This window comes from Stenotrophomonas sp. SORGH_AS_0321 (assembly GCF_031453215.1).
Classification (GTDB): Bacteria; Pseudomonadota; Gammaproteobacteria; order Xanthomonadales; family Xanthomonadaceae; genus Stenotrophomonas; species Stenotrophomonas chelatiphaga.
In genome coordinates this window covers 3,979,419-4,004,045 of record NZ_JAVIZG010000001.1, presented here as the reverse complement: position 1 = coordinate 4,004,045, position 24,627 = coordinate 3,979,419, and the positions used below count along the sequence as shown (strand labels likewise).

At 68.2% G+C, this 24,627-nt stretch carries 17 protein-coding genes and 3 pseudogenes; 12 read left to right on the top strand and 8 right to left on the bottom strand.

Annotated features, from left to right (window positions below; all coding sequences use genetic code 11):
* The first annotated feature begins 45 nt into the window (after positions 1–45).
* Positions 46–2,022 (top strand): UvrD-helicase domain-containing protein, encoded by a 1,977-nt coding sequence (locus tag QE373_RS18045; protein ID WP_309689301.1) that lies wholly within the window; start codon positions 46–48, stop codon positions 2,020–2,022.
* 267 nt (positions 2,023–2,289) lie between these two features.
* Positions 2,290–2,820 carry a GNAT family N-acetyltransferase gene (locus tag QE373_RS18040; RefSeq protein WP_309689299.1) on the top strand — a complete coding sequence of 177 codons (531 nt, stop codon included), beginning with the start codon at positions 2,290–2,292 and terminating at the stop codon, positions 2,818–2,820.
* Positions 2,821–2,886: 66 nt separating this feature from the next.
* Here the strand turns inward: QE373_RS18040 and QE373_RS18035 are convergent, their stop codons facing one another.
* Positions 2,887–3,546 (bottom strand): YceH family protein, encoded by a 660-nt coding sequence (locus QE373_RS18035; protein ID WP_309689297.1) that lies wholly within the window; start codon positions 3,544–3,546, stop codon positions 2,887–2,889.
* A gap of 99 nt (positions 3,547–3,645) precedes the next feature.
* On the opposite strand from QE373_RS18035, the gene QE373_RS18030 reads away from it, so the two are divergent.
* Positions 3,646–4,566, top strand: coding sequence for a 5'-nucleotidase, lipoprotein e(P4) family (locus tag QE373_RS18030; protein ID WP_309689295.1), 921 nt, complete (start codon positions 3,646–3,648; stop codon positions 4,564–4,566).
* The gene (gene pyrF / locus QE373_RS18025) at positions 4,563–5,285 is read left to right on the top strand and encodes an orotidine-5'-phosphate decarboxylase (RefSeq protein WP_309689293.1); all 723 of its coding nucleotides are present in this window, start codon (positions 4,563–4,565) and stop codon (positions 5,283–5,285) included. Before QE373_RS18030 ends, pyrF begins: the two co-directional genes overlap by 4 nt.
* A 51-nt stretch (positions 5,286–5,336) precedes the next feature.
* Here pyrF and QE373_RS18020 read toward each other — a convergent pair whose 3' ends face one another.
* Positions 5,337–6,158, bottom strand: coding sequence for a serine protease (locus tag QE373_RS18020; protein ID WP_309689291.1), 822 nt, complete (start codon positions 6,156–6,158; stop codon positions 5,337–5,339).
* A gap of 280 nt (positions 6,159–6,438) precedes the next feature.
* Between QE373_RS18020 and QE373_RS18015 the strand changes: the two genes are divergently transcribed.
* Together QE373_RS18015 and plsB are read left to right on the top strand one after the other, a co-directional pair.
* Complete coding sequence (locus QE373_RS18015; protein WP_309689288.1) at positions 6,439–7,407, top strand: hypothetical protein; 969 nt, start codon at positions 6,439–6,441, stop codon at positions 7,405–7,407.
* Complete coding sequence (gene plsB, locus QE373_RS18010; protein WP_309689286.1) at positions 7,407–10,040, top strand: glycerol-3-phosphate 1-O-acyltransferase PlsB; 2,634 nt, start codon at positions 7,407–7,409, stop codon at positions 10,038–10,040. The genes QE373_RS18015 and plsB overlap by 1 nt, the downstream gene beginning before the upstream one ends.
* A gap of 45 nt (positions 10,041–10,085) precedes the next feature.
* Here plsB and QE373_RS18005 read toward each other — a convergent pair whose 3' ends face one another.
* Positions 10,086–10,289: a DUF465 domain-containing protein gene (locus QE373_RS18005; RefSeq protein ID WP_057507715.1), complete on the bottom strand. Its 204-nt coding sequence runs from the start codon at positions 10,287–10,289 to the stop codon at positions 10,086–10,088.
* 90 nt (positions 10,290–10,379) lie between these two features.
* Between QE373_RS18005 and ttcA the strand changes: the two genes are divergently transcribed.
* Genes ttcA through QE373_RS17990 form a run of 3 tightly spaced genes read left to right on the top strand, consistent with a single transcriptional unit; the run spans position 10,380 to position 13,023 of the window.
* Positions 10,380–11,267 carry a tRNA 2-thiocytidine(32) synthetase TtcA gene (gene ttcA, locus QE373_RS18000; RefSeq protein ID WP_309689282.1) on the top strand — a complete coding sequence of 296 codons (888 nt, stop codon included), beginning with the start codon at positions 10,380–10,382 and terminating at the stop codon, positions 11,265–11,267.
* Positions 11,268–11,279: 12 nt separating this feature from the next.
* On the top strand, positions 11,280–12,185 hold the full coding sequence (locus QE373_RS17995; RefSeq protein WP_057507713.1) for a recombination-associated protein RdgC: 906 nt from the start codon (positions 11,280–11,282) through the stop codon (positions 12,183–12,185).
* 58 nt (positions 12,186–12,243) lie between these two features.
* A complete protein-coding gene (locus QE373_RS17990; RefSeq protein WP_309689280.1) occupies positions 12,244–13,023 on the top strand; it encodes a SprT family zinc-dependent metalloprotease in 780 nt (259 codons plus the stop codon).
* Positions 13,024–13,246: 223 nt separating this feature from the next.
* Here QE373_RS17990 and QE373_RS17985 read toward each other — a convergent pair whose 3' ends face one another.
* Positions 13,247–14,119 (bottom strand): methylglyoxal synthase, encoded by an 873-nt coding sequence (locus QE373_RS17985; protein ID WP_309689277.1) that lies wholly within the window; start codon positions 14,117–14,119, stop codon positions 13,247–13,249.
* Between the two features lie 201 nt (positions 14,120–14,320).
* Here QE373_RS17985 and QE373_RS17980 point away from each other — a divergent pair, with 201 nt between their 5' ends.
* Entirely contained in the window at positions 14,321–15,517 is a 1,197-nt protein-coding gene (locus tag QE373_RS17980) for an ATP-binding protein (protein WP_309689273.1), read from the top strand.
* Positions 15,465–16,352: a response regulator gene (locus QE373_RS17975; protein WP_309689271.1), complete on the top strand. Its 888-nt coding sequence runs from the start codon at positions 15,465–15,467 to the stop codon at positions 16,350–16,352. The genes QE373_RS17980 and QE373_RS17975 overlap by 53 nt, the downstream gene beginning before the upstream one ends.
* A gap of 19 nt (positions 16,353–16,371) precedes the next feature.
* Here QE373_RS17975 and QE373_RS17970 read toward each other — a convergent pair.
* The 3 pseudogenes from QE373_RS17970 to QE373_RS17960 all read right to left on the bottom strand — a co-directional run bounded on the left by QE373_RS17970 (position 16,372) and on the right by QE373_RS17960 (position 23,087).
* Positions 16,372–17,819 (bottom strand): annotated as a pseudogene (locus tag QE373_RS17970) (FAD-dependent oxidoreductase).
* A gap of 70 nt (positions 17,820–17,889) precedes the next feature.
* Positions 17,890–22,345 (bottom strand): annotated as a pseudogene (gene gltB / locus QE373_RS17965) (glutamate synthase large subunit).
* Positions 22,346–22,690: 345 nt separating this feature from the next.
* Positions 22,691–23,087 (bottom strand): annotated as a pseudogene (locus tag QE373_RS17960) (I78 family peptidase inhibitor).
* Positions 23,088–23,204: 117 nt separating this feature from the next.
* Between QE373_RS17960 and QE373_RS17955 the strand changes: the two are divergent.
* Positions 23,205–24,287 carry a DNA topoisomerase IB gene (locus QE373_RS17955; protein WP_309689268.1) on the top strand — a complete coding sequence of 361 codons (1,083 nt, stop codon included), beginning with the start codon at positions 23,205–23,207 and terminating at the stop codon, positions 24,285–24,287.
* Here QE373_RS17955 and QE373_RS17950 read toward each other — a convergent pair.
* A complete protein-coding gene (locus QE373_RS17950; RefSeq protein WP_309689266.1) occupies positions 24,271–24,615 on the bottom strand; it encodes a hypothetical protein in 345 nt (114 codons plus the stop codon). The genes QE373_RS17955 and QE373_RS17950 overlap by 17 nt on opposite strands.
* Positions 24,616–24,627 lie beyond the last annotated feature (12 nt).

Sequence of the window (24,627 nt, the reverse complement as noted above, 5' to 3'; positions counted from 1 at the left end):
GCAATCTGCCGGAGGTCAGGGCGCCCCCGCTACAATCAGCGGCACATGCACGGACTCAACCCCCCCCAAAGCGCAGCAGTGCTGCATATCGAAGGCCCCTTGCTGGTGCTGGCGGGTGCCGGCAGTGGCAAAACGCGCGTGATCGTGGAGAAAATCGCCCACCTGATTGGCTGCGGCCGCTATCCGGCCCGGCGCATCGCCGCGATCACCTTCACCAACAAATCAGCCAAGGAAATGCGCGAGCGCGTCGCGCGGCGCCTGCGTGATCAGGATGCCGAAGACGTCACCATCTGCACCTTCCATGCGCTGGGCCTGAAGTTCCTGCAGATCGAACACGCGGCGGTGGGCCTGAAGCGCGGTTTCTCGATCTTCGATGCCGACGACAGCAACGCACAGGTCAAGGACCTGATGTACGGCGCCAAGCCGGATGACATCGAGGACGTGAAGAGCCTGATCTCGCGCGCCAAGAATGCCGGCTTGTCACCGGAGCAGGCGATGCGTGAGGCGCGCAGCAACCGCGAAAAGGAAGCGGCCAGTGTCTACGAGCGCTACCAGCTGCGGCTGACCGCCTTCAATGCGGTGGACTTCGACGACCTGATCCGGCTGCCGGTGCAGGTGCTGGAGGAGAATCCGGAGATCGCCATCGCCTGGCGCGAACGCATCGGTTACCTGCTGGTGGACGAGTGCCAGGATACCAACGATGCCCAGTACCGCCTGCTCAAGCAGCTGGCCGGGGACAAGGGCAACTTCACCTGCGTGGGTGACGATGACCAGTCGATCTACGCCTGGCGCGGTGCCAATCCGGAAAACCTGCAGCAGATGGCGCGCGACTACCCCGCGCTGCAGATCATCAAACTGGAACAGAACTACCGTTGTTCCAACCGGGTGTTGCGCGCGGCCAACGCGCTGATCGCCAACAACCCGCATGAGCACCTGAAGAAGCTGTGGAGCGACCAGGCCGACGGCGAACGCATCCGGGTGTGGGAGTGCCGCAACAGCGAGCACGAAGCCGAAAAAGTGGCGGCCGAAATCGCCTTCATCGCGCAGGCGCGGCAGGTGCCGTGGAGCGATTTCTGCATCCTGTTCCGGGGCAATTTCCAGTCCCGCCCGCTGGAAAAAGCGATGCAACTGGCGCGCGTGCCGTACCACCTGTCCGGCGGCACGGTGTTCCTGGAGCGCCAGGAAGTCAAAGACACGCTGGCCTGGCTGCGATTACTGGTGAATCCGGACGACGATACGGCGTTCATGCGCGCGGTGCAGGCGCCCAAGCGCGATGTCGGTGCAGGCACCCTGGCCAAGCTGGCGGAACTGGCATCGGAAAAGGACATGCCGATGGCGCAGGCGGCCGAGGCGCTGGGTGCGCTGCAGCAGCTCGCCCCGCGTGCGGCCAACAGCCTGTCGCGCTTCACCGACATCCTGCGCGACCTGCGCGCGCAGACCCGCGAAATCTCTTCCGGCGACATGATCCGCAAGGTGGCCAAGGAATCGGGCCTGCTCAGCGAGCTGCGGCAGCAGGCCAAGGAAGAAGCCAGTTACCAGCGCCGTGCGAACAACATCGAAGAACTGGCGCAATGGTTCGAAGGCGGTCCGCGCGGCGCCACCGCCGCCGACCTGGCCGGCCAGCTGGCGCTGTTGTCGCGCAACGACAAGGACGATGGCGGCAACCAGGTGCGCATGATGACCCTGCATGCCTCCAAGGGCCTGGAGTTTCCCTACGTGTTCATCGTCGGCTGCGAAGACGGCGTGCTGCCGCACCAGGTCAGCCTGGACGAGGGCACGCTGCAGGAAGAGCGACGACTGCTGTACGTGGGCATCACCCGCGCCAAGGTCCAGTTGTGGATGAGCCACAGCAAGCTTACGCGCAAGTTCGGCGAGCACGTGCGACTCAAGCCCAGCCGCTTCTTCGCCGAACTGCCGGCCGAAGAACTGCAGCGTGACGGTGCCGATCCGGTGGCCGATGCGGCGCGCAAACAGGAACGCGCCACTGCCGGACTGGCGGCCATCCAGGCCTTGTTCGACTGAGCGGCGAACGGCGCAGCCCCTCGTGGCTGGCGCTCAACGCAGTGGGTTCGTGGTTGGCCGGGTAGAGGGACTGCGCAGGGGACGCTGCAAGTACGTCCCTGTAAGCTCGGTTGCCGCATCCATGCCGCTCACGCCCCTGCGCAGCCCCTCTACCCGGCCTTGGACGGTTTCCTGGCGCTTCAGCCACGGAAAGAAAAAAGAAAATCAAAGGCAACGGCAACCGCGGGGGCTGAGGCACAATCGGGATCTCTGGCTGGAGACCTGTCCGTGCACCCGATTGAAAGCGAACGCCTGCGCCTGCGGGCCATTGAACCGGACCGTGATGCGGCACCGATGCTGGCCCTGCTCAATGATCCGGGCTTCGTGCGATTCATCGGTGACCGCGACGTACGCAGCGAAGCGCAGGCCCGCGAGTACATCGCGCTGCGCGTGCTGCACAGCTACGCCCTGAACGGCTTCGGCATGTATGCGATCGAGCGCCTTTCCGATGGTGCGTGGCTGGGCAACGCGGGCCTGGTGCGCCGCGACGGCCTGCCGGGGCCGGACGTCGGCTACGCGGTTCTGGGGCAATACGCCGGTAATGGGTATGCCAGCGAAGCGGCGCAGGCGGTATTCACCCACGCGCGTGACGTCGTGGGCCTGAAGGACCTGTACGGCATCATCAGCCCGGACAACCTGGCGTCCGCTGCGATCCTGCGCCGGCTGGGCATGCAGCAGCGCGGCCCGATCCAGCTGCCCGGCAGCGAAGAATGGGTGACCCTGTTCGCCACGCCGGGCGCGGCCGCCGTCACCGGCTGATCAGCCCCACCCGATAGCGGATTGCGCCCCACCCGGTCGTGCCGGCCGCGGGCCGGCAGCCGTGGCTCAGCCGCGTAGCGCGTCCAGCTCGGCGCGCAGCTCGGCGACCGCGGTTTCCAGCTGCGCCACGCGCTCGGCCAGTGCCGGATCGTGGCTGGCGGCAGCCGCCGACGCCGCCCCCGACGAAGCAAAAGCCGCCGCCAGCGCCGGGCCATCGACGTCGCCGCACAGCAGGTGCATGTAGCGGTCTTCGCGCTGGCCGCTGGCACGCGGCAGCACCACCAGCAGCTCGCGCTGCTGCAGGCGTTCGATCGCATGGCGCGCCTCGTCGGCATCGCCGAAGCGGTGCAGCCGCTCGGCGCGCGTGACCAGCTCGGCCAACGTCTGTGGGCCACGCAGCAGCAGCAACGCCAGCACCACGGTCTGCTGGCGGGTCAGGTCCAGCGCGGCCTGCAGGCGATGCTCGTAGCGGTCCGCGCGCGAGGAAAAATGCTGGCGCGCCAGGCCCATCGTTTCCAGCTGGCGCAGCGCATGCTGGACGTTGCCCGCATCCAGGTTCATCAACGGGTCGCGCGCGGTCTTCTGGTTGGCCGCCGACTGCGCCGCGTTCACCGTCAGCGGATAGGTATCCGGCGTGGTGGCTTCTTTTTCCACCAGGCAGCCAAGCAGGCGTGCCTGGGTGGCATCCAGCAACGGGCGGGCAGGGGTGTCGGGGGTGTCGGTCATGGCGGGCTCCGGTGGGTCGGTGGAACAGCCGTCAAGCATAGCCGCTGCCCCTGTCATCTTTGCCGTTAAAATGGCCGGGTTCTGAACATGGTGAAGCCAATGCGTCGTCGTACCGCCCCCGTCTCCCTGTCCCTGCTCGCCCTTGCGGTGATCGGGCTGTCCGCCTGCAAGCGCGTCGACGCCCCGCCGGCCGCCGCCGCGGACGCAGCTGCAGCCCCGGCCGCTGCAGCCGCGGCAACGGACAGCAGCGCCAACGACAACCTGAACGCGGTGCTGTGGATGCAGCGGGCGCAGGAGTACCGGGCGATCACCGAGCAGACCTACCGGGCCGCGGCCGATCGCCTGGATGCCGCGCTGAAGGAGCCCAACTGGGACGCCCTGGTGCCGGAAGAGCGCGGCAACGACGCCAAGGGCCTGAAGCCGGCGGTGGTGCTGGACCTGGATGAGACCGTGCTGGACAACTCGCCCTACCAGGCGCGCCTGGTGCGCGATGGCAAGGAATACGACGAGCTGAGCTGGGACCAGTGGGTGGCCGAGAAAAAGGCCAAGGCGATTCCCGGCGTCGTCGATTTCGCCCGGGCGGCCAACGAAAAAGGCGTCACCCTGCTGTACATCTCCAACCGCGCCGTGCACCTGAAGGAGGCCACCCTGGCCAACCTGCGCGCCGAAGGCCTGCCGGTGGCCGACGACAGCGTGTTCCTCGGCCTGGGTACCGTGGTGGAAGGCTGCGAGCAGGCCGGCAGCGAGAAGAACTGCCGCCGCCGCCTGGCCGGCGAGCAGTACCGCGTGCTGATGCAGTTCGGTGACCAGCTCGGCGACTTCGCCGAAGTCACCGCCAATACCAACGAAGGGCGCGATGCCCTGCTGCAGCAATACCACGACTGGTTCGGCGAGCGCTGGTGGATGCTGCCGAACCCGACCTACGGCGGCTTCGAACCGGCGCAGTTCAACAACGATTACAGCCAGTCGCGCCAGGCCCGCCATGACGCCAAGCGCGCCGCACTGGACTATGCGCCGTGAGCCGCGCGCCGCTGCCCCTGCGTGATGACCAGCGCCTGATCTTCGCGCTGGACGTGCCCGATCGCGTGCAGGCGCTGGCGTGGGTGGATCGCCTGGGCGACAGCGTGGGCTTCTACAAGATCGGCATGGAACTGCTGGCCTCCGGTGAGTACTTCCAGGTGCTCGAGGAACTCGCGCGTCGCGACAAGCGGGTATTCGTTGACCTGAAGTTCTTCGATATCCCGGCGACCGCTGCGGCGGTCATCAAGCGGCTGTCGCAGTGGCCGGTCAGCTACTGCACCATCCATGGCTGGCACCCGGGGATGATGGAAGCCTGCGCGGCGGTTGCCGGGGGTGACATGCGCCTGTTGGCCGTGACCGTGCTGACGTCGATGGGGCGCGAGGACCTGGCGCAGATGGGCATCGACCGCGAACCGGTGGACGTGGTGGTCGAGCGCGCGCTGGCGGCGAAAGCGGCCGGCATCGATGGCGTCATCGCATCGGGCCAGGAGGCTGCACCGATCCGGGCAGCGACCGGTAGCGGATTCTCCATCGTCTGCCCGGGCATCCGTCCGGGCGGCCCGGTCGGCGATGACCAGAAGCGCACGGTCGGGGTGGCAGACGCCTTCAGCGATGGCGCCGATGCGATCGTGGTCGGGCGCCCGATCCGGCTGGCGGCCGATCCCGCAGCGGCGGCGCGCGCCATCCAGCGCGAGATCGCCGAGGCGCTGCGCGGTTGATCGCCCAGGGTCCGGTGGCCTTCGACCACCGAACCCGATTGCGCGCAGCGGTCAGTCGCGGGTCCAGACGGCTTCGATGAAGGCGTCGATGCCCGGACCGGCCAGTCGCGCGTAGACCCCCGGGGATTCGCCGCGCGCACAGCCCAGGCCCCAGCTCACCACGCCCAGCTGGACCCAGCCACCGGCGGGGGCGCGGGTGAACAGCGGACCGCCGGAGTCACCCTGGCAGGCATCGCGGCCGGCCTCGCTGGCACAGATTTCGCTGGCAGCATCGACGGCGATACCGTCTTCGGCATACAGCGCCTGGCAGGCGGGCGTGCTGATGAAGGGCACCTCGACCTGCTGCATGCGGCTGGGATTGCCCCCGCCTTCGGACAGCGCGCCCCAGCCGGCGACCGTCAGCAGCCGGCCCGCCATCTCATAGCCGATGCCTTCCTGGCCGAGCAGGCCGATGACCCGGGCGTCCGGCACCGGTGTGGCCAGGCGCAGCAGGGCGACATCGCTCTTACGGGTGCCGGCATAGTCGGGATGTATGTGGATCGATGCGACTGCGTGATCTGTCCCGGTGCCGGCGATGAGGTCGGTTTCACCGGTGCGGGCCTGCAGTTGCGCGGATGACCAACGGGTCACGCAGTGCGCGGCGGTCAACACCCACGACGGGGAAATCAACGTGCCGCCGCACCAGTGGCGGCGCAGCGGCGTGCTGCCACGTGGCAGGGCCTGGATACTGACCAGAAACGGATTGCCGTCGTCCGGAACATCGGTTCCGCCGACGATGGTCGGCGCGACACGATCGGCATGCGGCGGCGACGCCAGTGCCAGCGCAGGCAGGCAGAGCAGGCTGGCAAGGACGACAAGAGAACAGCAACGCATGGTGAGCCCCTCGGATCCGGCGGATTGCCGGACACCAGTGGGCCTTGGCTGCCGCCCGGCATCATGCGATGTCGGTCACAGTGAACGGCGACAACGGTAGGCACCTACGCCGCCTTCCGCGCTCCACCGGCAGCGAGCGCGCAGCATCCGACAACCTGCAGCGAGTGTGGTTCAATGTCCTGTCCCCATGGCTGGGGGGAAACAACACCGCCGCCGCTGTCTTGCTGCTGACAGGCAACACCGGTCAAGATGCAGGCCGGTCTGGGGAGTCCGAACCATCATGTCGAAGACAAAACGGCGCGCGCTGCGCCATGCGGGTGGATGGGCTTGCGCGGCCATGCTGCTGCTGGCGATGGCGGCCTGTCAGCGTGACGTGGTCGATCCGGCCGCGCCGCCGGCCGAGCCGGTCGCGGCGGTGCAGGCAATGGCACGCGCGATCGCCGACAACGACCTGGTGGCCTATGCGCGCCTGTCGGTACCACCGGCGCAGTACGCAGCGCTGGAGCAGGCATGGAGCCAGGGCCACAGTCGCTGGCCGCTGACCGAACTGCCGTTGCACGACCAGCTGCTGCCGATGCTGCAGGCCCTGTCAGCCGACGACGGCAGCCAGCGCCTGCAGCGCAGCTTCGACCGGCAACTGGCCGGCCAGACCACCGCCGTGCGCCAGGCCGCGCAGTCGATGGGCCTGTTCGGCGTGCAGTACCTGCGTCATGAGACCAGTTTCACCAGCAGCCAGCAGGCGCACTATGTACAGGTGGTCGAGACCCTGGCGGCATGGGCGGCGGATGCGCCGATCAGCGACCGCGCGCGCGCGCGCGCCAGCATCGCCGCGCTGACCCGGGCGGCCAGCGCGACCGGTTTTTCCACCGATGACCAACTGCAGCAGGCCGGCATGGCGGCCAGCCTGCAACGGCTGGGTCCCTTCATCGCAACGCTGAAAGCCGTGCTGGCCAGCTATGGACTCGACCTGGACGCGTCGATGCGCGGAATCGTCGGCGACATCCTGTCCCAGCAGGGCGACAATGCACTGGTACGCCTGCAGTACCCGCTCGCTGGCCAGACCATCAGCCTGCAGATTCCGTTGACCCGGCGCGAGGGCCATTGGTATCTGACTCGCACCCTGGCCGATACCGATGCGTTGCTGCGCAACGCCAGCGCGGCCCGCGCGAAGGCGGAAGCTGAATCCGCAGCGCTCATCGCACCTGCGGCTGAGACCGGGGACGATGCAAAGCCGCCGGCTACGCCATAATGACGCCGATGTCGAAACAGAATCCGCTGCCGTTCCCCGGCGAACAACCTGAGCAGACGCCCGCCGATCCGGCGCTGGTGTCCCCGATGACGACCGACGGCCCGGTGCCGCCGCACGTTGCCGCGCGCGCGGCAGCCGGCCGACGTCCCTGGTGGGCGCGGTTGCTGGGTCGCCTGTTCGAACCCTGGCTGTCGCTGGACATCGAGCCGGAAGATCCTGGCCAGTACAACGACGGCCGTCCGGTGGTGTATGTGCTGGAGGACTACGGCCTGTCCAATGCGCTGATCCTGGACAAGGCCTGCCGCCAGGCCGGGCTGCCTTCGCCGCTGGTGCCGCTGCCCGGCGATCCCACCGGCCGCAAGCGCGCCTACGTGGCCCTGTCGCGGCGCAGTTCGAGCAATTCGATCATTCCCGAGCAGCGCGGCGCCAAGACCCACTCCGACTCGCTGGCCAAGGTGCTGCAGGCGCACCGCGCGCGCGGTGAACTGGACGTGCACCTGGTGCCGGTGTCGATCTTCGTCGGCCGTGCGCCGGACAAGCAGAGCGGCTGGTTCGCCGTACTGTTCTCTGAAAACTGGGCGCTGGTCGGCCGCTTCCGGCGCCTGCTGGCGGTGCTGTTGAACGGCCGCAGCACGATCGTCCGTTTCGCTCCGCCGATCTCGCTGCGGGCCACGGTCGATGAGGGGCTGGATCCCGAGCGCACGGTGCGCAAGCTGCAGCGCGTGCTGCGGACGCATTTCCGCCGCATCCGTGAATCGGTGATCGGTCCTGACCTGTCCACCCGCCGCCTGCTGGTGGACCAGGTGCTGCAGGCCGAGCCGGTGCGCGAAGCGATCGCCGCGCAGGCCCGGCGCGACAACAGCAAGCCGGCTGATGCGTGGAAGAAAGCGCATGCCTACGCGTGGGAAATCGCCGCCGACTACTCCAGTCCGGTCGTGCGTTCGGCCAGCTTCATGCTCAGCCACGTCTGGAACCGCATCTACGCCGGCGTGCTGGTCCACCACCTGGAAAAGTTCAAGGCGGCGGCGCCGGGCCATGAAGTGGTCTACGTGCCCAGCCACCGCAGCCACATGGACTACCTGCTGCTGTCCTACCTGCTGTACGACCGCGGCATCGTGCCGCCGCACATCGTGGCCGGCATCAACCTCAACCTGCCGGTGGTCGGCACGCTGCTGCGCAAGGGCGGGGCGTTCTTCATCCGCCGCTCGATCCGCGGCAACGCGTTGTATTCGGCGGTACTGAGCGAATACGTGGCCCAGCTGGTCGCCGGTGGCTATTCCATCGAGTATTTCGTCGAAGGCGGCCGCTCGCGTACCGGGCGCCTGCTGCAGCCCAAGGGCGGCATGATCTCGATGACGCTCAAGGCGTTCCTGCGCCAGCCGCGCAAGCCGGTGCTGTTCCAGCCGATCTACATCGGCTACGAAAAGCTGATGGAAGGCAGCAGCTACCTCGATGAGCTGACGGGCCGGCCGAAGGAAAAGGAATCGATCTGGTCGCTGCTGTGGGGCATCCCGAAGGTGCTCAAGCAGAACTACGGCCAGGTGGTGGTGAACTTCGGCGAACCGATCGCACTGAACGACGTGCTGGCGGAAAAGGCCCCCGAATGGGATGGCCGTGCCGTGGCCGAGGATGAAAAGCCGGCCTGGTTGTCCAACACCGTCGATACCCTGGCCGAGCGCATCCAGGTACGCATCAACGGCGCCGCCGACGTCAACCCGATCAACCTGCTGGCGCTGGCGCTGCTGTCCACGCCCAAGCACGCCATGGGCGAGGCCGACCTGATCGCGCAGATCCAGCTGTGCAAGACGCTGCTGGAAGAAATGCCGTACTCGGACCGGGTGACGGTCACCCCGCATTCGCCGGAGCGGATCATCGCCCACGCCGAAGAAATCAACGTGCTGACCCGGGTCAAGCACCCGCTGGGCGATGTGCTCAGCGTGAGTGGCGACACGGCCGTGCTGCTCAGCTACTTCCGCAACAACGTGCTGCACCTGTTCACGGCCTCGTCGTGGGTGGCGTGCTGCTTCCAGAACAACCGGCGCATGGGCCGTGCCGGCCTGGTGCGCTTGGGACGCACGGTGTACCCGTTCCTGCAGGCCGAGCTGTTCCTGCCGTGGACCGAAGACGAGTTCGGCAAGCGCATCGAGCAGACCATCGACCTGTTCATCCGCGAGGGCCTGCTGCAGCAGGTCGGCGAGGACGAAGGCGGCGTGCTGTCGCGCAATACCGGGCAGACCGACGAGGTGTTCCGCCTGCGCGCGATCGGCCACTCCCTGCAGCAGGCTTTCGAGCGTTACTACATCGCCATTTCGGTGCTGGTGAAGAACGGTCCCGGCACGCTGGGCGCGGCGGAACTGGAAAGCCTGTGCCAGCAGGCGGCGCAGCGCCTGAGCCTGCTGTATGCACCGGCGGCACCGGAGTTCTTCGACAAGACCCTGTTCCGTGGATTCATCCAGAAGCTGCGCGAACTGCGCCTGGTCTGGCCGGACGAGAACAGCCGCCTGCTGTTCGACCAACGCCTGGATGGCTGGGCCAAGGATGCCAAGTTCATCCTTGGCCGCGAACTGCGCCACACCATCGAGCGGGTGAGCCCGGAAGCGGCGCGGCCGGAAGAGACCGCGCCGCAGGATTGATCGGGCAGGGCGTGGCGACCCCCGGTCGCCACCCACCCGCAGGGTTCAGGCCGGCTCGTCGGGGATCTGCAGGCTTTCCAGCCGGGTGATGCAGTCCTTCAGCTGCAGCCGGTGACGCTTGAGCCGCTTGGACTCCAGGTCGTCTTCGCCATTGGCCGCCATGCGCGTGATGCGTTCGTCCAGCGCGCGGTGGTCGGCGCGCAGCGCGAGCAGGCGCTCGGTGATCTCTGCGGGAGTGTAGGTATCCACCCGTCGAGCATACACAGCGCGGGTGACCGCTGGGAGAACCACCGATCCGGAAGCCTCGGAAGCACGCATGCCAGCCGGTAGAATGGACGGATGACCGCCGTCCTGTCCCTGCCTGATCCCCTGCCACGCGGCCGCCGCGAGGCCGATGCACAGGGGGACGTGCTGGGCCGCGTGCTGCGTCGGCAGGTCGGCCAGGCCATTGCTGATTACGGCATGATCGGGGCGGGCGACAAAGTGATGGTCTGCCTGTCCGGCGGCAAGGACAGCTACACCCTGCTGGACATGCTGCTGCAGCTGCAGCGCAGGGCGCCGGTTCCGTTCGAACTGGTTGCGGTCAACCTGGACCAGAAGCAGCCAGGGTTTCCCGCCGACGTGCTCCCCGCGTACCTGCAGCGCCTGGGGGTGCCGTACCAGATCATCGAACAGGACACCTACTCGGTGGTCAGCCGGGTGATCCCGGAAGGGCGCACGCAGTGTTCGCTGTGCTCCCGGCTGCGGCGTGGCGCGCTGTACCAGCATGCCGCCACCCATGGCTTCACCCGGATCGCGCTGGGGCACCACCGCGATGACATGGCGGCGACGTTCCTGATGAACCTGTTCCACCACGCCAAGCTGTCCGGCATGCCGCCCAAGCTGCGCAGCGACGACGGCCAGCACGTGGTGATCCGGCCGCTGGCCTATGTGCGCGAGCGGGACATCGCGCAGTACGCGCAGGCACGCCGCTTCCCGATCATCCCGTGCACGCTGTGTGGCAGCCAACCCAACCTGCAGCGTCGCCAGATAGGCCAGCTGCTGGCGCAATGGGATAGTGACCATCCGGGGCGCGTGGACCAGATCGCCCGTGCGCTGGCCAGCGTGGAACCGTCGCAGCTGGCCGACCCGACCCTGTTTGATTTTCATTCCCTGGAGCGTCGCCACCGCGACGCACCTCCTGAGACGCCGTTGGCCGACGATGGCCACGGCGCCTTTCACTCCTGAATCCGGAATTCCATGTTCTTTCGCAACCTGACTTTCTTCCGTTTCCCCACCGCCACCGATTTCTCCAGCGTGGACACCCAGTTGCCGAATGCCCTGCTCAAGCCGGTCGGCCCGCTTGAGATGAATTCGCGTGGCTTCATCTCGCCGTTCGGCCGCGAAGAGAAGGAACAGTTCTCGCACCGCATCGAAGAGCACCTGTGGCTGACCGTGGGTGGTGAAGACAAGATCCTGCCGGGCGCGGTGGTCAACGACCTGCTGGAGCGCAAGCTGGAAGAGATCGAGTCCAACGAAGGGCGGCGTCCCGGCGGCCGCGAGCGCAAGCGCATGAAGGACGACCTGCTGCATGAACTGCTGCCGCGCGCCTTCGTCAAGAACTCGCGCAACGATGCCTTCATCGACCTCAAGCATGGCTACGTTGCGGTGGACTGCTCCAGCCGCAAGACCGCCGAGTACTTCATGTCCGACATCCGTGGACTGCTGGGCAGTTTCCCGGCGATGCCGCTGAACGCCGAAGTTGCGCCGCGTTCCATCCTCACCGGCTGGATCGCCGGCGAAGCGCTGCCGACCGGCCTGTCGCTGGGCGAAGAGTGCGAAATGAAGGATCCGGTGGAGGGCGGTGCCGTGGTCAAGTGCCAGCACCAGGAACTGCGTTGCGACGAGATCGACAAACACCTGGACGCGGGCAAGCAGGTCACCAAGCTGGCGCTGGTGTTCGAAGACAACCTGTCCTTCGTGATCGGCGATGACCTGATCGTGCGCAAGCTGAAGTTCCTCGATGGCGCATTGGACCAGCTGGAGCATTCCGATGATGACGGACGTCGCGCCGAGCTGGATGCGCGCTTCGCGCTGCAGAGCGCGGAAATCCGCCGCCTGTTCCTGCTGCTGGAAGAGGCCTTCAAGCTGAGCAAGGCCGACTGAACAGGGTGCGGCGGACGTTGCTGACATCGCGCCGCCCGTGGCGGCGTATGCTGGTGGCATGAGTCGCCTGCTCCGCCGCCTGCTGTCCCCCGCGCCCAGTGCCAGCGTGCAGCGCGACACCGTGCGGCTGCGGCTGGACGATGCGGAGATCGATGTACTGCGCGTGCGCGATCCGCGTGCGCGTCGCATCAAGCTGAGCGTGGACGAGCGCGGTGCGCGGCTGACGCTGCCGCTGCGTGCCAGCCTGCAGACCGGCGAGCGGTTCCTTGAACAGCATCGTGGCTGGCTGTCCGAGCAGCTGCAGCACTACCGCTCCGATCGCATGCCGCCGCCGCTTGTACCGGGCGAACCGGGACTGCTGCCGCTGCGCGGTGAACTGGTTCCGCTGCGCTGGCAGGAAGCACGCTACGCCAAGCTGGAAATAGACGAACAGGGCGCCTGCGTGCACTGGCCGGCGCGCGCCACGCCGACCACGCTCAAGCGCCTGCTGCGCGAGTTCTACGAAGCGCAGACACGCGCCGACGTAGGACGCTGGCTGCCGCGCTACCTGCCCGGCCTGCCGCGCGCGCCGACGCGGATCCGGCTGAAGGTGATGTCCTCGCAATGGGGTTCACTGGCCCCCGACGGCAGCATGGCGCTGGACCTGGCACTGGTACTCGGCAAGCCCGAAGCCTTCGAGTACGTGCTCGTCCACGAACTCTGCCACCTGCTGCAGGCCAACCACTCCCCCGCGTTCTGGCACGAAGTGGAACAGCGCTTCCCCGCCTGGCGGCAACAACGCGACTACTTCCAGCACGAAGGCCGCCGCCTCAAAGCCATGCTACGGCAACTGCTGTAACCCGGCGCCGCCGGGTTGCAGCAGTTGCCCGCGCACTCTTCCTCATCCCCCGCCTTAGTCGTTCGCCCCGGGCACCGGCCGCCCACGGAAACGGTCAGCAGCGCCGGGAGGGCAGGCTGTCCGGGACACTGTGAGGCAGGAGCCGAACCGTAGCCTACAGGGATGTACCTGCGGCGTGTCCCGGACAGCCTGCCCTCCCGGCGCGCCTCCCGTAACAATCCGGCTAGCCGGCTTTACCACGCAGTGCCGCCGCAGACGCCCACCGCGCCGCCACCCTTGGCGAGGTGATGCACACCGCCAGATCGGTCACCGTGGTAACCGCGCGCTCCAGCAGCTGGATGTCGGCCTCATGCTGCCGCGCCACATGGGGATCTTCGAAGAACACCGCACGCTGGCAGCGGCCCTCCAGCACCTGGTCGGCAATCTGCGCATCACCGCCCATCGGCCCACTCTGGTAGCGCGTCACCCACGGCGTATCGGTCGGCCAGCCACGGCTCCAGGCGAGCTCGTTCAAGCGCTGTCCGGTGGTCCCGGTGCCGATCCGCAAAGCAAACCGCGACAGCACGGCGAAGTGCTCGTCGGCAAACGCCAGCATCGCCGGCTTCATCGCATCGTGCGCGATCAGCGCCAGGGTCTGCCCTTCGAACCGGTGCAGGTCATCTGCCGCGGCATCGGCGGCGAAACCGGCGTGCAGCCGTTCCACCTCCACCCAGTCGCGCGCACTGGCCACGGTGGAAATGAAGGGTTTGGCATGGATCACGCACTGGCGCTTGAGCGCGATGGCTTCCGGGAAAATCGACGACGGATCAACCGGGTCGATCAGGTAGATGGCTCCGTCCAGGCTGCGCTCGGCCCCCATGCCGACCACCTCGGCCACCAGCTTCATCAGCCCGCCGTCGCGGCCATACGGATACTGCTGGACCAGCGGATCCCCCCGCAGCGGACCATACTGCTGGATGGCATCGAAGGTGCGGCCGACCGCATGCAGCGAACACTGCAGGTCACGCAGCCCCGCTTCGCTGGCGCGCAGGAAGCGGAACAGCGCGGCTTCGCCATCATGGTGGTGTAGCCGGTTGGCAGCCAGTCCGAGTCGCATACAGGGGTTCTCCAGGGGGGCACTGCCGAAGTGTATGCGCTGGATCACGCCAGGCGTCGTCGCTTATGCAGCAATCCTGATGGTGCCCGGCGGTGAGCCTGCTAGCGTCGGTGGCCGATGGATTGCGGAAAGGACATCTTCGTGGCGCCGTGTTTTGTCACCGCCTGCCTTGTACTGGGGTCGCTCACGCTGCCCGGGCCGATGCGGGGCCCTCTCGTGGTTGCCGGCCTGCTGCTGGCACTGGCCGGCATCGCCCTCGTGCAGGCGAACGGCTACTGGCGGCTGCGCAACGAAGTCCGCCACCGCCGCGACGTGCAGCGGCTGTTCGACGAGGTGTCCAGCAACCTGCCGGTGGTCGTGTTCCAGGCGCGGCGCGCGCGCGATGGGCGCATCCAGATCGAACTGCTGGCCGGGGACACCCCACAACTGTTCAGCGCATCACCGCGCGAACTGCAGGATGACCCGTCGCGCATCCTGTCCGCGATCCATGCCGGCGACCACAAGCGGGTGCTGTCGGTGCTGCTGCGCGCGGTGCGTCGCATCTGTCCGGTGGCACTGCGCTTCAGCGCCGATGGCGTACGCGGCCCACGGCACATCGCCATGCAGGCATGGCCCAGCGTGGACGCATCCAGGGAGCAGCGCTGGACCGGTTACTGGATGGATGTTTCCGACGCCGACACACGTGCCCAGGCGATCCTCCGCGCACACGCCCAGGCGGCAGCGGACGCGGCCGAGCGCGAGCAGATGGTCACCCGCCTGGGGACCGGGATCGGCGCGCCCATGCAGGCCCTGCTGGGGCGGCTGGCGCTGCTGCGCGCGGCGCCGCTGGACGCGCAGCAGCGTGTGGTGATGGACACCCTGGAGGATGCCGCGTCGATGCTGGCGCGCATCCTGGACGACGTCGCCGCCCTGTCCGCCGGACGTGCCGATGGCATGGACCTGCAGGCCGGGCCGGTCGACCTGCGGATGCTGGTGCACAGCGTGGAGACCCTGCTGCGGCCGGTCGCGCAGTCCAAGGGCCTGTACCTGCACCAGCGCGTGGAACCCCGCGTGGCCGCGCAGCTGCTGGCCGATGCCACCCGCCTGCGGCAGGTGCTGTTCAACCTGGTCGGCAACGCGATCAAGTTCACCCGCCACGGCGGGGTCTCGCTGTCCCTGCAGCAGGTCGAAGATACCGGCCACGCGCAGCGGGTGCGGCTGGTCGTGTCCGATACCGGAGTCGGCATCGCGTTGGAGCGGCAGGAGGCGGTATTCGAGCCGTTTGCCCAGGCTGAGCGTTCGACCACGCGCCAGCATGGCGGGGTCCGGGTTGGGACTGGGCATCTGCCGCCAGCTGGTCACTGCGATGGGCGGCAGCCTGGTCCTGCGCAGCGCGCCCGGGCAGGGCACGGTGGTTGAAATCGAACTGGACCTGCCGCACGCGCCGGGGGGAAGCGCCGATGCGCGGGTGAACCCTGGCAGCGTAGCGGCCGCTGGTCAGCAGGCGCCGTCCTGCAGCGGGTCATCGCCCCGCGTGCTGGTCGCCGAAGACCATCCGACCCAGCAGCTGCTGATGCAGTGGTGGCTGCGTGGCATGGGGCTGGACGTGGAAGTGGCCAGCGATGGCCTGCAGGCGCTGGCATCATGGCGTCGCGACCCGCCACGACTGCTGTTCACCGATGAGCAGATGCCCGGCCTCACCGGTGCCGAACTGGTGCAGCGGATCCGCCGCGAAGAACAGGAACGCGGCCGCCCGCCCGGTCCCATCATCGGCATGACGGCCGACACCGACGGCATGCGCGGGATGGCGCTGGACCACGTGCTTGCCAAGCCGATCAGCCGGCGCACGCTGCACGAGGCCATCGCCAGGGTCGCCCCTGGGCTGCTCGCCGGGGCAGCCGCAGCTGCAGGCTCCTGCCCGGCGGTGGACCCCACCGATGCACCGACCCTGGCGTCGCTGGCGGCGCGGTTCGGCAACGAAGACGCCGCCCGCCAGCTGGTGCATACGCTGCGCGCGAGCCTGGAAGAGGACGCGGTGGTACTGGAGGAGGCATGGCGGCAAGCGGACCCGCGCGTGGCCTCGCAGCGGTTGCATCGCATGGCCGGCGGCGTGGGCAGCCTGGGGCTGGTCGCGCTGGCCGCACACCTGCGCGAGCTGAACGAGCTGCAGGCGCCGCCCTCCCGCGCCGAGCGCGACCAGTTGCGCAGCCGACTGCAGCGCTGCATCGCGCACCTGCGCCAGCTGGAAGGCTAGCGCAGGTGCATGCGCAGGGTCATGCCAGCAGCAGGCGCACGATGCTCGCCGCGGCATCGCGGCCTTCGGCCACGGCGGTCACCACCAGGTCCGCACCGCGCACCGCATCGCCGCCGGCGAACAGCCGCGGGTGTGCGGTCTGGAACGGCAGGCGGTCCTTGCCACCGACCTGCAGGCGACCGTTGCCGGTGAATTCCACGCCGTGCGCGGACAGCCATTCCGGCGCACTCGGCGAGAAGCCGAAGGCGATGATCACCACGTCCGCTTCCAGCAGCGATTCGCTGCCTTCGATCGGCACCGCGGCCTGGCGGCCATTGGCATCGGGTTCGCCCAGCCGGGTTTCCACCACGGTCACGCCGATCGCCTCGTCATCGGCGCCGGCTTCGATGGACAGCGGCTGGCGGTTGAACAGGAAGCGCACGCCCTCTTCGCGGGCGTTGGCGACTTCGCGCGCGGAGCCGGGCATGTTGGCTTCGTCGCGGCGGTAGGCACAGGTGACGCGCGCCGCACCCAGGCGGATGGCGCTGCGCACGCAGTCCATGCCGGTATCGCCGCCGCCCAGCACCACACCACGCGCTTGCCGGTGAGGTCGGGCAGGCTGATCTGGTCTTCCCAGCCGGCGATTGGCCGGCCCTGCGGGTTGTCGCCGCTGACGATGCGGGCGTTCTGCACCAGGAACGGCAGCGCAGGCAGCACGCCCTTCAGGTCCTGCCCATCCAGCCCGCCGTCGGTGTAGCGGTAGGCACCGGTGCCGAGGAACACCGCATCGTGGCGCTGCAGCAGGTCGTCCACGGTGACATCGCGGCCGATCTCCACGCCCAGGCGGAACTGCACGCCCATGCCTTCCAGCACCTCGCGGCGCTTGCGGATCACGTCCTTGTCCAGCTTGAAGCTGGGGATGCCGAACTGCAGCAGCCCGCCGATCTGTTCGTAGCGGTCGTATACCACCGCGGTGATGCCGGCACGTGCCAGGCGGTCGGCGCAGGCCAGTCCGGCCGGGCCCGCACCCACCACCGCCACCGTGCGGCCGGTGGGCTCCACCGTGCTCAGGTCCGGTCGCCAGCCGCGGGCGAGCGCGGTATCGACGATGTACTTCTCCACCGCGCCGATGGTCACCGCGCCGAATTCCTCCAGCGTGCAGCTGCCTTCGCACAGGCGGTCCTGCGGGCATACCCGGCCACATACTTCCGGCAGCGGGTTGGTGCTGTGGCACAGCGTGGCGGCTTCTTCGATGCGGTTTTCCTGCACCAGCTGCAGCCACTGCGGGATCGCATTGTGCACCGGGCACTTCCAGCTGCAGTACGGGTTGCCGCAGTCCAGGCAGCGGCCGGCCTGGTACTGCGCGTCCTCCTTGCCGAACTTGCCGTACAGCTCGCCCCAGTCGCCGGAGGTGCGCAGCTCCACCGGGATGCGCTGCGGCATCGTCCGGGGCAGGTCGAGGAACTGGAAAGCGTGCTTGCGACTCATGGCGGGCTCTGCCTCTCGGCTTGGAGGTGCTGCCGGCCAGTGGCCGGCACTACCGATGAAAGGGGCGGGGTCATGCGGCGCGGCGCAGGGTTTCGGTCAGCGATTCGATGCTGGCGGCCTTGGGCTTCACCAGCCAGAACTTGCCGATGTAATCGCGGAACTCGTCCATGATCTGCTGGGCCCAGATGCTGCCGGTCAGCTCGCGATGGCGGCCGATCAGCCGATGCAGGTGCTGGCGGTAGTTCTCGAAGCCTTCGGCGGACACGCGATGGATGTCGATCAGCTCATGGTTGTAGCGGTCGACGAAATCACGGTCCACGTCCAGCACGTAGGCCAGCCCGCCGGTGAAGCCGGCGCCGAAGTTCAGGCCGACCTTGCCGAGCACCAGCACCACGCCGTCGGTCATGTATTCGCAGCAGTGGTCACCGGCGCCTTCGATCACCGCCAGCGCGCCGGAGTTGCGCACCGCGAAGCGCTCGCCGGCCCGGCCGGCGGCGAACAACTCGCCACCGGTGGCGCCGTACAGGCAGGTGTTGCCGATGATCGCGGTGCTGCGGGCCTCGAAGCGCGCGCCGCGTGGCGGGCGCACCACCAGCCGGCCGCCGGCCATGCCCTTGCCCACGTAGTCGTTGGCTTCGCCTTCCACTTCCAGGTGCAGGCCACCGACGTTGAAGGCACCGAAGCTCTGCCCGGCGGTGCCGCGGAAGCGCAGCTCCAGCGGCGATTCGGCCATGCCCTGGTTGCCGTGCGCGCGGGCGATGGTGCCCGACAGGCGGGTGCCGATGCTGCGGTCGGTGTTGTGGATCAGGAAGCGATGGTCGCCGCCCCGCTTGTTGGCGATGGCATCGGCCAGCAGGCCGTCCATCTGGGTGGCCAGGCTGTCCGGCGATTCGTACAGGCGCTGGGCGGCGCAGTGGCTGCCTTCGTAGCTGGCATCGGCGAGCAGCCGCGACAGGTCCACGCGCACGCCTTCGCGCGGCGCGGTATCGATCTGCCGCAGCAGCTCGGTGCGGCCGACGATGTCCTGCAGCGAACGCACGCCCAGGTAGGACAGCCAACCGCGCACTTCTTCGGCCAACAGCTTGAAGAAGTTCTCCACGCGTTCGGGCTGGCCGGTGAAATAGTTCTCGCGCAGGCGCTCGTCCTGGGTGGCCACGCCGGTGGCGCAGTTGTTGAGGTGGCAGATGCGCAGGTACTTGCAGCCCAGCACGATCATCGGACCGGTGCCGAAACCGAAGCTGTCCGCGCCGAGGATGGCCGCCTTGACCACGTCCAGGCCGGTCTTCAGGCCGCCATCGGTCTGCAGGATGGTGCGCGCGCGCAGGTCGTTGCCGACCAGTGCCTGGTGCGCTTCGGCCACGCCCAGTTCCCACGGCACGCCGGCGTAGCGGATCGAGCTGACCGGCGAAGCGCCGGTGCCGCCGTCGTGGCCGGAGATGGTGATCAGGTCGGCGCCGGCTTTCACCACGCCAGCGGCGATCGTGCCCACGCCGGCATGGCTGACCAGCTTCACCGACACCAGCGCGGTCGGGTTGACCTGCTTGAGGTCGTAGATCAGCTGGGCCAGGTCTTCGATGGAATAGATGTCATGGTGCGGCGGTGGCGAGATCAGGCCGATGCCCGGCTTGGCATAACGCAGGCGGGCAATCAGTTCGTTGACCTTGTGGCCGGGCAGCTGGCCGCCTTCGCCGGGCTTGGCGCCCTGGGCGACCTTGATCTGCAGCACTTCGGCGTTGACCAGGTATTCGGCGGTGACACCGAAGCGACCGGACGCGACCTGCTTGATCTTGGAACGCTTTTCGGTGCCATAGCGGGCGGGGTCTTCGCCGCCTTCGCCGGAGTTGCTGCGGCCACCCAGCCGGTTCATGGCGATGGCCAGCGCTTCATGCGCTTCCGGCGACAACGCGCCCAGGCTGATCGCCGCGGTATCGAAGCGCGGGAACAGCTCGCTGGCCGGTGCCACCTCGTCCAGCGGGGTGGGCGTGGCGGCGGGTACCAGCTGCAGCAGGTCGCGCAGCGCCGACGGCGGACGTGCATGCACGGCATCGCAGTACGCCTGCCAGTGGGTCGGATCGCCCGAGCGCGAGGCGCGCTGCAGGGTCATGACCACGTCCGGGTTGTACATGTGGTATTCGCCGCCGTGGACGTACTTCAGCAGGCCGCCGACGTCCGGCTGCACCTGGTCGTCCCAGGCCTGCACGGTCAGTTCGCGGGCTTCGGCATCCAGCCGCGCGAAGCTGACGCCGCCGACCCGCGACGGCGTCTCCGGAAAGCACAGTTCGACCACGTCCGGCTCCAGCCCGACGATCTCGAACAGCTGCGCACCGCGGTAGCTGGCCACCGTGCAGATGCCCATCTTGGAGATGATCTTGGACAGGCCCTTGTACACGCCCTTGCGGTAACGGCGGCCGATCTGCGACTGCTCGCCGCCCTTGCTGAGCTTGAGGATGCCGCGGCGGCCGAGGTCGAACAGGGTCTGGTAGGCCAGGTACGGATACACCGCGGTGGCACCGAAGCCGAGCAGGCAGGCCATGTGGTGCGGATCGCGCGCGGTGCCGGTTTCCAGGATCAGGTTCACCTCGCAGCGCAGTCCGGTGTTGCACAGGTGGTGGTGCACCGCGCTGGTAGCCAGCAGGGCATGCACCATCGGCCGGTCGGTGACCGGATAGCGGTCGGACAGCAGCAGCATGACGATGCCATCGCGCGCGGCCTGTTCGGCCTCGGCACAGATGCGCTCGATGCCGGCGCGCAGGCCTTCTTCTTCGCTGTAGGACAGGTCGATCAGCCGGTTGGCGTCGGCGTACTGCTCCATCTTCAGCAGCTGGCGCAGCTTGCGCTGGCTCAGCACCGGCGAGTTGAGGATGACGTGGTTAACCGTCTCCGCGCCGGCATGGAAGATGTTGGTCTCCTTGCCGAGCTGGGTGGACAGCGACATCGCGCAGTCTTCGCGCAGCGGATCGATCGGCGGGTTGGTGACCTGCGCGAACGCTTGGCGGAAGTAGTCATACAGCGGCCGGCTGCGCTGGCTCAGCACCGCCATCGGCGTGTCATCGCCCATTGAACCGGTGGCTTCCTGTTCGGTTTCCGCCAACGGGCGCAGTACCTGCTCCACTTCTTCGGTGCTGAGCTGGTACAGCTTGTGGTAGCTGCGCAGGGTGCGGGCGTCGAACGGTTCTTCCACCAGCGAAGGATCGATCAGTTCGGTCTGCAGGTAGGTCACGCCCTGCTGCAGCCACTGCTTGTACGGCGCGCGGCCGCGGTTGATGCGGTCCACCGCCTCCGAATCGAGCAGGTCGCCGCGCTTGAGGTCGATGGCGATCATCTCGCCCGGCCCCAGCTTGCCCTTGCGCACCACGCGTTCGGTCGGCACTTCCCAGACGCCGGCTTCGGAGGCGACCAGGAAGTGGCGGTCGGAGGTGAGCATCCAGCGTGCCGGGCGCAGGCCGTTGCGGTCCAGCGTGCATACCGCATAGCGGTCGTCGCAGGCGACGATGCCGGCCGGGCCGTCCCACGGCTCACTGTTGAGCCCGTGGAATTCGTAGAACGCGGCGAGGTCGGGATCCTTGAATTCCAGCGACTGGGTGGCCGGCGGGACCAGGATGCGCAGTGCCTGGATCAGCTCCATGCCGGCGCTGACCATCAGTTCCAGCATGTTGTCCAGGCTCTGCGAATCCGAACCGTGCATGGAGATCACCGGATCGAATTCACCGATGTCGAAGTGCGGGGTCTTCCACACCTTGCTGCGCGCCTGCGCCCAGCGACGGTTGCCTTCAATGGTGTTGATTTCACCGTTGTGGGCGAGCATGCGGAACGGATGCGCCAGCGGCCAGCGCGGCAGCGTATTGGTGGAGAAACGCTGGTGGAACACGATCGCGCTGGAGGCCAGGTCGCTGCGCTGCAGGTCCAGGAAGAAGCGCGACAGCTTGTCCGGCAGCACCATGCCCTTGTAGCTGATCGCGTTCGGGCTGAGCGTGGTGACGTAGTAGTCGGCGTGGTCGCGCAGCGACTGTTCGCTGCGGCGACGGGCCAGGAACAGGGCCAGGGTGAAGGCGGCATTGTCCTGGGCCTGGCCGGCATCGACGAAAACCTGTTCGATGCGCGGGTAGCGTGTCGCGTGCCAGCTGGCCGCAGACGCTGGGATCGGTCGGCACCACGCGCCAGCCGCGCGGCTGCGTGCCGGCCTTGGCCAGCTCGGCTTCCAGCGCGGCGCGGCACTGCGCGGCGGCGGTTTCGTCGTGCGGCAGGAACACCACGCCGGCAGCGAAGCGCGCGCCGACGCTGATGCCCGCTTCGGCGGCGATGGCTTTGAGGAACACCTGCGGGCGACGCAGCAGCAGGCCGCAGCCGTCGCCGGTCACGCCGTCGGCGGCGACGCCACCGCGGTGGGTCATCCGCGAAAGCGCGGCGATGGCGGTATCCACGAGCAGCCGGGACGGCTGGTCATCCAGCTGGGCGACCATGCCGAAACCACAGGCATCGCGCTCGTGTCGTGGGTCGTAAAGCCCTTGGCGGTTGCGGGGGGCCATCTTTGCCTCTTGGTCAGGTGAGCGGGGACTCCTGCGCCTGCCCACAGGACGCGCCGTGACCACCGGAATGAGGGTGCCGTGCCGGGATGGCAGGGACAGCGAAGCAGCGTCCTGGCGTTGGTCGATGCGACCGTTCCCCCGGCAGGGCGGATGCCCCGTGCGGTGGCGTGCCTCCCCTGGCGCTCGCCAAGCGCTTTCGCGCTCATTCCAGGAGACAGGGCGCGCTGCCTGGAGCGCGCGGGATGCCACCGGATGCTTCGACTAGACCATAGATGGTGCAATGCCGCAACACACGGTTGCACGCGCAACCAAGGTGCTGGCAAGTGCTTGCCAGCGCTGGGGAAATCAGCCGCAGCGAAGGCCGCTGACCACATCCTTCTCGTCCACTTCCACATTCAGGCGCTCGCCCACGAATTCCATCGTGGTCATGTCGCCGGGGCGCAGCACGCGCAGCGATTTCGCACTGGCGTCCTGCTGGGCCTGGCTGCCGAGGGCATCGGTGAAGGGCTGGCTGACCAGGCTCTGCACCTGGGTGGCATCGCAGTTGCCGATCGGCGGGGCTTCGGTCGCCTTGCCGCGCTTCGTCGGCGGGGGCGGTGGCATTTTCAGCGGCCTGCTGGGCCTGCGCGGTGACGGCATCCTGTTCGTCCATCGGCGGCGCCGAGCAGGCGGCCAGGAACAGGGTGGCGGGGAGCAGGAGCAGGAAGGGGCGCGCCAGGCGCGGCAACTGCGGGAACGACATGCGGACTCCGGAAACGTTCTGGATGACGAAAGCGTGAGCATAACGGCTGTAGGCCGTCCACGTGTTCGTGTTGCGTTATTGACGCGGCCTGCTCGGCGCGACGGCCACACTGCAGGCATGAGCCAAACCGCCGCAACCCCTGAAAAAGCCGCCGCCCGCGCCGCCGGACTGCGTTACGTGGACGACAGCCAACCGGGCTACCAGCGACGCCGTGCGGGCAAGGGATTCGCCTACCGCGATCCGGCCGGACAGGCCGTTCGCGATGCCGAGGTGCTGGCCCGCATCCGCTCCCTGGCCGTGCCGCCGGCGTACACCGATGTCTGGATCTGCCACTGGCCCAACGGCCACCTGCAGGCGACCGGCCGTGATGCGCGGGGCCGCAAGCAGTACCGCTACCACCCCGACTGGGCGCGGGTGCGCGGGGAGGGCAAGTTCGACCGCATCATCGCCTTCGGCGAGGCGCTGCCCACGCTGCGCCGGCATCTGCGCAACGACCTGAAGCGCACCGGATTCCCGCGCGAAAAAGTCCTGGCGATCGTGGTCGCGCTGCTTGCCGACACCCTGGTGCGGGTCGGCAATGAAACCTATGCGCGCGAAAACAAATCCTTCGGCCTGACCACGCTGCGCAACCGGCACCTGGCGCTGGTGGCCGGCGGGCGGGTGCAGATGCGCTTCCGCGGCAAGTCCGGGCAGCAGCATGAGGTGGAGATCGGCGACAAGCAGCTGGCCAAGCAGGTGCGTCGCATCCAGCAGCTCCCCGGGCAGGCGCTGTTCCAGTACCGCGACGACGACGGCACGCTGCAGCCGGTCGATTCCGGCGAGGTCAACGACTACCTGCGCGAGGTGATGGGCGAGGAGTTCACCGCCAAGGATTTCCGCACGTGGGGCGGCACCGTGGAAGCACTGCGGGCGTTCGCCGCCACCGAGCTGCCCGAGCCGGCCAGCAAGACCGCACTGGCCGCCGCGCAGCGCGAGGTGGTGTGCAAGGTGGCCGACCTGCTGGGCAACACGCCGGCGGTCTGCCGCAAGGCCTATATCGATCCCAGCGTGTTCGGCGGCTGGGAGCGGGGGGAGCTGGTCGCGCTGGCCGGCCTGCGTGGCCAGCGGCAGTGGGAACAGGCGACCCTGCGCTACCTGCGCAGGGCACGCCGGGTGACGGCCAAGGTCAGCCGCAGCACCAAGGTCAGCCGCAGTAAATAGCGGTGATGTTGTTGGTGCGGCCGGTTTCGATCGTCAGTCGCTCGCCGCCTTCATGCGCGGCACCGGCGGCCGGATCGGCGCTGCCGCTGGCGGTGGGGCCACTGCGCTCGCGGGTGCCGCGCAGTACCTGCACCTGCAGGCTGTCACTGTCCACGCGGGCACGCTCCACGGTCGCCGCCGACGCCGCCAGGCCGACCGCGCCCTGCACCTTGTCCAGGTGGCATTGACCGGAAATCACGCCGTCGATCGGCTGCACCTGGGCCACCGGCGTGCTGCTGCAGGCGGCCAGGGAAACGGCCATCGCGGCCACGCTGAGGTAACGGATCATCGATGCAGCTCC

Excerpts from the sequence above, each read along its gene's own strand:
- plsB (WP_309689286.1), top strand. The coding sequence starts at position 7,407 with ATGACGCCGATGTCGAAACAGAATCCGCTGCCGTTCCCCGGCGAACAA.
- QE373_RS17975 (WP_309689271.1), top strand. The coding sequence starts at position 15,465 with ATGGGCGGCAGCCTGGTCCTGCGCAGCGCGCCCGGGCAGGGCACGGTG.
- QE373_RS17950 (WP_309689266.1), bottom strand. The coding sequence starts at position 24,615 with ATGATCCGTTACCTCAGCGTGGCCGCGATGGCCGTTTCCCTGGCCGCC.
- QE373_RS18030 (WP_309689295.1), top strand. The coding sequence starts at position 3,646 with ATGCGTCGTCGTACCGCCCCCGTCTCCCTGTCCCTGCTCGCCCTTGCG.
- QE373_RS18015 (WP_309689288.1), top strand. The coding sequence starts at position 6,439 with ATGTCGAAGACAAAACGGCGCGCGCTGCGCCATGCGGGTGGATGGGCT.
- QE373_RS17980 (WP_309689273.1), top strand. The coding sequence starts at position 14,321 with ATGCGGGGCCCTCTCGTGGTTGCCGGCCTGCTGCTGGCACTGGCCGGC.
- QE373_RS17985 (WP_309689277.1), bottom strand. The coding sequence starts at position 14,119 with ATGCGACTCGGACTGGCTGCCAACCGGCTACACCACCATGATGGCGAA.
- QE373_RS17955 (WP_309689268.1), top strand. The coding sequence starts at position 23,205 with ATGAGCCAAACCGCCGCAACCCCTGAAAAAGCCGCCGCCCGCGCCGCC.
- QE373_RS18035 (WP_309689297.1), bottom strand. The coding sequence starts at position 3,546 with ATGACCGACACCCCCGACACCCCTGCCCGCCCGTTGCTGGATGCCACC.
- QE373_RS17990 (WP_309689280.1), top strand. The coding sequence starts at position 12,244 with ATGAGTCGCCTGCTCCGCCGCCTGCTGTCCCCCGCGCCCAGTGCCAGC.
- QE373_RS17995 (WP_057507713.1), top strand. The coding sequence starts at position 11,280 with ATGTTCTTTCGCAACCTGACTTTCTTCCGTTTCCCCACCGCCACCGAT.
- ttcA (WP_309689282.1), top strand. The coding sequence starts at position 10,380 with ATGACCGCCGTCCTGTCCCTGCCTGATCCCCTGCCACGCGGCCGCCGC.
- QE373_RS18020 (WP_309689291.1), bottom strand. The coding sequence starts at position 6,158 with ATGCGTTGCTGTTCTCTTGTCGTCCTTGCCAGCCTGCTCTGCCTGCCT.
- QE373_RS18045 (WP_309689301.1), top strand. The coding sequence starts at position 46 with ATGCACGGACTCAACCCCCCCCAAAGCGCAGCAGTGCTGCATATCGAA.